The sequence below is a fragment of the Arthrobacter sp. Y3225116 genome, assembly GCF_059091245.1.
Map to the genome: position 1 here is coordinate 1 of NZ_JBNHGL010000235.1, position 4,364 is coordinate 4,364.

Below are 4,364 nucleotides of genomic sequence, written 5' to 3' on the forward strand. Positions count from 1 at the left end.
TCGACGGACCCGGGCGCCGCTGGTGCCCGGTGGCAGCCGATGCGCTGGCGGCAGCCGCGAAGTCCGGGGACTGGTGCGTGTCCGAACAGGCGGACGCGGCCAGCCGGCTACGGACCAAGGCGACCGTCGAGTCCATGGGAGCCCCGACGGACGTCGCCCGCGAGTGGCTGCTCAGCGGCGAATGACGCCACGGTCCGTCGCCCGGACCGGCTCAGCGGCGGGCCGGCTCAGCGGCGGTCCGGCGTCAGCGCCAGCCGATGTCAGCGCGGACGGGCCGCCGCGTCGGCGCGGGCCTCGGCCTCATGCGGAATGTCCAGCGCCACGTCGTTGAAGCTCCCGTAGCGCCGCTCGACGGCGTGGCGGATCAGGTAGTCGGCCACGGCCGGGTTCTTGGGCAGCAGGGAACCGTGCAGGTAGGTGGCAATGACGTTCTGGAAGCGGGCTCCCTCGGTGCCGTCGGTGCCGTTGTTGCCCTGGCCCTTGGTGACCCGTCCCAACGGCCGGACATCGCTGCCGAGGGTGGTCAGGCCGCTGTGGTTCTCGTACCCGATAATCGTGCCGAACTCGCCGCTTTCGAGCATGGTGTTGCCGATCAGCCGGGTGGGCCCGCCCACGGTCTCGGCATCCAGCAGCCCGATGCCCGTGATGACCTCGCCGGTGTGGGTGGTGAACCGGTGGCCGAACAGCTGGTAGAGGCCGCAGACCGCCAGCATCGGCAGGCCGTCCTCGGCCAGTTCCCGCAGCCGGCCGCCCTGGGCCAGCAGGTCGGCTTGGATCTTGTTCTGGCCGGAGTCCTGGCCGCCGCCGCCCACGATCAGGTCCACCTGCCCGGGGAACGCGTCGCCGGGGTTGTACTCGTGCAGCCGGACGTCGTAGCCGCGCAGCTCCAGGCGTTTGCGCAGCACCAGGACATTTCCCCAGTCGCCGTAGATGTTCATGTCCCGCGGGTAGAGCTGGAGCAGGTCGATAACAGGAGCGTCCATCAGGAGACCACTTCCACTTCGGTCAGTTTGCCGAGCTCGCGGCGCAGCGCCAGCATGGCGGTGTAGGTGCAGTAGATGCGCTTCGGCGTCTCCGGATCGCCCGCAATGAAGCGCTGCAGCGAGGCATTGAGGTCCGTGTCCACCCGGTCCACGGGAACGTCCTCGTAGAAGAGGCGCAGCCCCATGTCGCGCGCCCGGACCCCGGAAACCTCGGCCACGCCAGTGTCCCGCAGCGAATCGAAGTCGACGTCCCACAGCCAGGACATGTCCCGCCCATCCGCGTAGTTGTCGTTGATGGCGATCATGGTCCGGTAGCCGGCGGCGGGGAAGGACTTCAGTGCCAGTCGGAAACCGGCCGGGTTCTTCACCAGCACCAGGTCCAGCGGCTGGCCGTTGACGGTCAGCGATTCACCGCGGCCGAAGGCCGGGGTCACGTTCTCCAGCGAGGCCAGCAGCGCCGGTTCGTCCACCGCGGGGCCCAGCACGGTTCGCGCCAGCGCCATCGCCGCGGCGGCGTTGAACACGTTGTAGACGCCGGTCAGCTTCAGCTCGACCTCGATCTCGCGGCCGTCCAGCTGGAAGGTTGCGGCGGCCCCTTCGCAGGCCGAGAGCACGACGTCGGCGCTCGGCCGGCCGGCGTCGTCGGCGGTGGTACCGGAGGGGCCGGCGGACGCGGCGGACCGCATGTCGTCGTCGTGCGGGAACATGTGGCGCAGCTGCGGTGCCAGCCCGAAGTATTCAATCCGCGGCGCGACCACGGCGCCCGCCAGCGCCGCGATGCGCGGGTCTTCCCGGTTCAGTACCACTGCCTCGGTCGTCGCGGCGGCAATCTGCCGGAGGAATCCCGCGGTCGTTTCGATTTCGCCGAAGCGGTCCAGCTGGTCGCGCATGACGTTGAGCAGCAGGCTGTAGCGCGGGGCCACCAGTTTGACGAAGTGAACGGCGTGGGCTTCGTCCAGCTCCAAGACGGCAATGTCCGCGTCAAGCCGGCCGCGGGCGTTGGAATCGCCCAGCACGGCAGCGACCACGCCGCGGGTGAAGTTGCTGCCCGTGCGGTTCGTGAACACCTTCAGGCCCTGCCCCTGCAGCAGCTCCACCACCATCTTGGTGGTAGTGGTCTTGCCATTCGTACCGCTGATCACTATGACGCCGCGCGGCAGTTCGCCGAGCGTGCGCGGCAGGAACTGCGGATCGATTTTTTCGGCCACCAGGCCGGGCAGTGCGGAACCGCCGCCGCGGAGCCTGGCTACCGCCTTTACGGCCTTTCCGGCAACGGTCGCAAGGAGGTGTCGCATGAGTAGAGACTATACAAGCCGCCGTGCCCGGGCACCGCCGGCCCGGGCCGAACAGTGTCGGTCCCCACACCGGGCGGGGGCACCGTTTAACATCGCCGGACCGGATGGCACTACTGTTTTTCCGTACGGCCGCCACTGAGGCGGCCCCGATGCGAATTCCGAGGAACCGTCACCGTGGTCACGATTGGTGTGCTCGCCCTGCAGGGCGATGTCCGCGAACATCTATCCGTCCTGCAGCACAGCGGCGCCACGGCGGTGCCGGTGCGCCGGCCGGCGGAACTGGCGGCCGTGGACGGCCTGGTCATCCCCGGCGGTGAATCCACGACGATCGACAAGCTCACCCGCATTTTTGAGCTGGCCGACCCGCTGAAGCGGCGGATCGAGGCGGGGATGCCGGTCTACGGTTCCTGCGCGGGCATGATCATGCTGGCCCGGGAGATTTCAGATCCGGCCACTGACCTGAAGGGCGAACCGCAGCAGACGCTGGGCGGCCTGGATATTACGGTGCGGCGGAACGCCTTCGGCCGGCAGCGCGAGTCGTTCGAGTCCGACCTGGACTTCCGGGGCCTGGAGTTCAGCGCGGCGTTTCCCGGCCAGGGCCCCGCGCCGGTCCACGCGGTGTTCATCCGTGCGCCCTGGGTGGAACGCGTGGGCGAGGGCGTGGAGGTCCTGGCCACCGTCGAGCCGGAGGAGGCCTCCCACACCGACACTTTGCACGGGACAGCTAGAATAGTGGCAGTGCGTTCGCGGCATCTGCTGGCGACATCCTTCCACCCGGAGATTACGGGGGAGCGCCGCATCCACGAACTTTTCATCCGCATCGTCAGAGGAGAGGCGTAAGCATGGCCGGACACTCGAAGTGGGCAACCACCAAGCACAAGAAGGCCGTGATCGACGCCAGGCGTGCCAAGTCGTTCGCGAAGCTGATCAAGAACATTGAGGTGGCGGCGCGCAACGGGGGAGCGGACATGTCCGGCAACCCCGCGCTGGAACTGGCCGTCCAAAAGGCCAAGAAGACCTCGGTTCCCAACGACAACATCGACCGCGCGGTCAAGCGCGGCGCCGGTCTGACCGGCGAAACGGTGGACTACAGCGAAATCATCTACGAGGCCCGCGGGCCGCAGGGCTCCGCTGTGCTGATCGAGTGCCTCACCGACAACAAGAACCGGGCCGCCTCCGAGGTTCGCCTGGCCATCACCCGCAACGGCGGCACCATTGCCGACCCGGGGTCGGTGTCTTACATGTTCTCGCGCAAGGGCGTGGTGTCCCTGCCCAGGAACGGGCTCACGGAAGACGACCTCCTGATGGCGGTGCTCGAAGCCGGCGCGGAGGAAGTCAAGGAGCAGGGCGACAACTTCGAGGTCCACACCGATCCCACGGACCTGCGCGCCGTCGTGGGCGCGCTGGAAGAGGCCGGCATCGAATACGAAACCGACGAGATCGAGTTCGTGTCCTCGATGGCCGTGGATCTCGACGCGGACGCGGCCCGGAAGTTCATGAAGCTGGTGGATGCCCTCGAGGACCTGGACGACGTCCAGAACGTCTACTCCAACGCCGACATCAGCGCGGACGTCCTCGCCGAAATCGAGAACGACTGACACCGGTCCGGCCGTCGCCGTCGGCCATGCGCGTGCTGGGAGTGGACCCGGGCCTGACCCGCTGCGGCCTGGGCGTGGTCGATGTCGAACCGAACCGGCGCTCCTCCCTGGTGGACGTCGGGGTGGTCGGGACCACCCCGGACATGCCGCTGGAGTTGCGCCTGCTGAAGATTGCGGACGCGATCGACGAATGGCTCGACGCGCACGTCCCGGACGTGCTCGCCGTCGAACGCGTTTTCAGCCAGACCAATGTCAGCACGGTGATGGGCACCGCGCAGGCCTCCGGTGTGGTCATCGCGGCCGCGGCACGGCGCGGGATCGGCGTCGCGCTGCACACCCCCACCGAGGTGAAAGCGGCGGTCACCGGCAACGGGCAGGCGGACAAAGCCGCCGTGACCAAGATGGTGACCCGGATCCTTCGGCTGGACACCCCGCCGCGCCCGGCCGATGCGGCGGACGCCCTGGCGCTGGCGATCACCCATGCCTGG

Annotated in this window: 5 protein-coding genes and 1 pseudogene; 4 read left to right on the forward strand and 2 right to left on the reverse strand. The window is 68.4% G+C overall.

Features of this window, described 5'->3' with window-relative positions:
• A pseudogene (locus tag AC5RV2_RS15110) lies at positions 1-185 on the forward strand (hypothetical protein); the annotation flags it as partial.
• 75 nt (positions 186-260) lie between these two features.
• Here the strand turns inward: AC5RV2_RS15110 and AC5RV2_RS15115 are convergent.
• On the reverse strand, positions 261-983 hold the full coding sequence (locus AC5RV2_RS15115; protein ID WP_494093012.1) for a type 1 glutamine amidotransferase: 723 nt from the start codon (positions 981-983) through the stop codon (positions 261-263).
• Positions 983-2,278, reverse strand: a complete 1,296-nt coding sequence (locus AC5RV2_RS15120) for a MurT ligase domain-containing protein (protein ID WP_494093013.1) — start codon at positions 2,276-2,278, stop codon at positions 983-985. Before AC5RV2_RS15120 ends, AC5RV2_RS15115 begins: the two co-directional genes overlap by 1 nt.
• A gap of 135 nt (positions 2,279-2,413) precedes the next feature.
• Between AC5RV2_RS15120 and pdxT the strand changes: the two genes are divergently transcribed.
• The 3 genes from pdxT to ruvC all read left to right on the forward strand — a co-directional run.
• On the forward strand, positions 2,414-3,118 hold the full coding sequence (gene pdxT, locus AC5RV2_RS15125) for a pyridoxal 5'-phosphate synthase glutaminase subunit PdxT (RefSeq protein ID WP_494093016.1): 705 nt from the start codon (positions 2,414-2,416) through the stop codon (positions 3,116-3,118).
• A gap of 2 nt (positions 3,119-3,120) precedes the next feature.
• Positions 3,121-3,876: a YebC/PmpR family DNA-binding transcriptional regulator gene (locus tag AC5RV2_RS15130; protein WP_494093014.1), complete on the forward strand. Its 756-nt coding sequence runs from the start codon at positions 3,121-3,123 to the stop codon at positions 3,874-3,876.
• Positions 3,877-3,902: 26 nt separating this feature from the next.
• The coding region (gene ruvC / locus AC5RV2_RS15135; protein ID WP_494093015.1) for a crossover junction endodeoxyribonuclease RuvC at positions 3,903-4,364 on the forward strand (462 nt) is incomplete at its 3' end.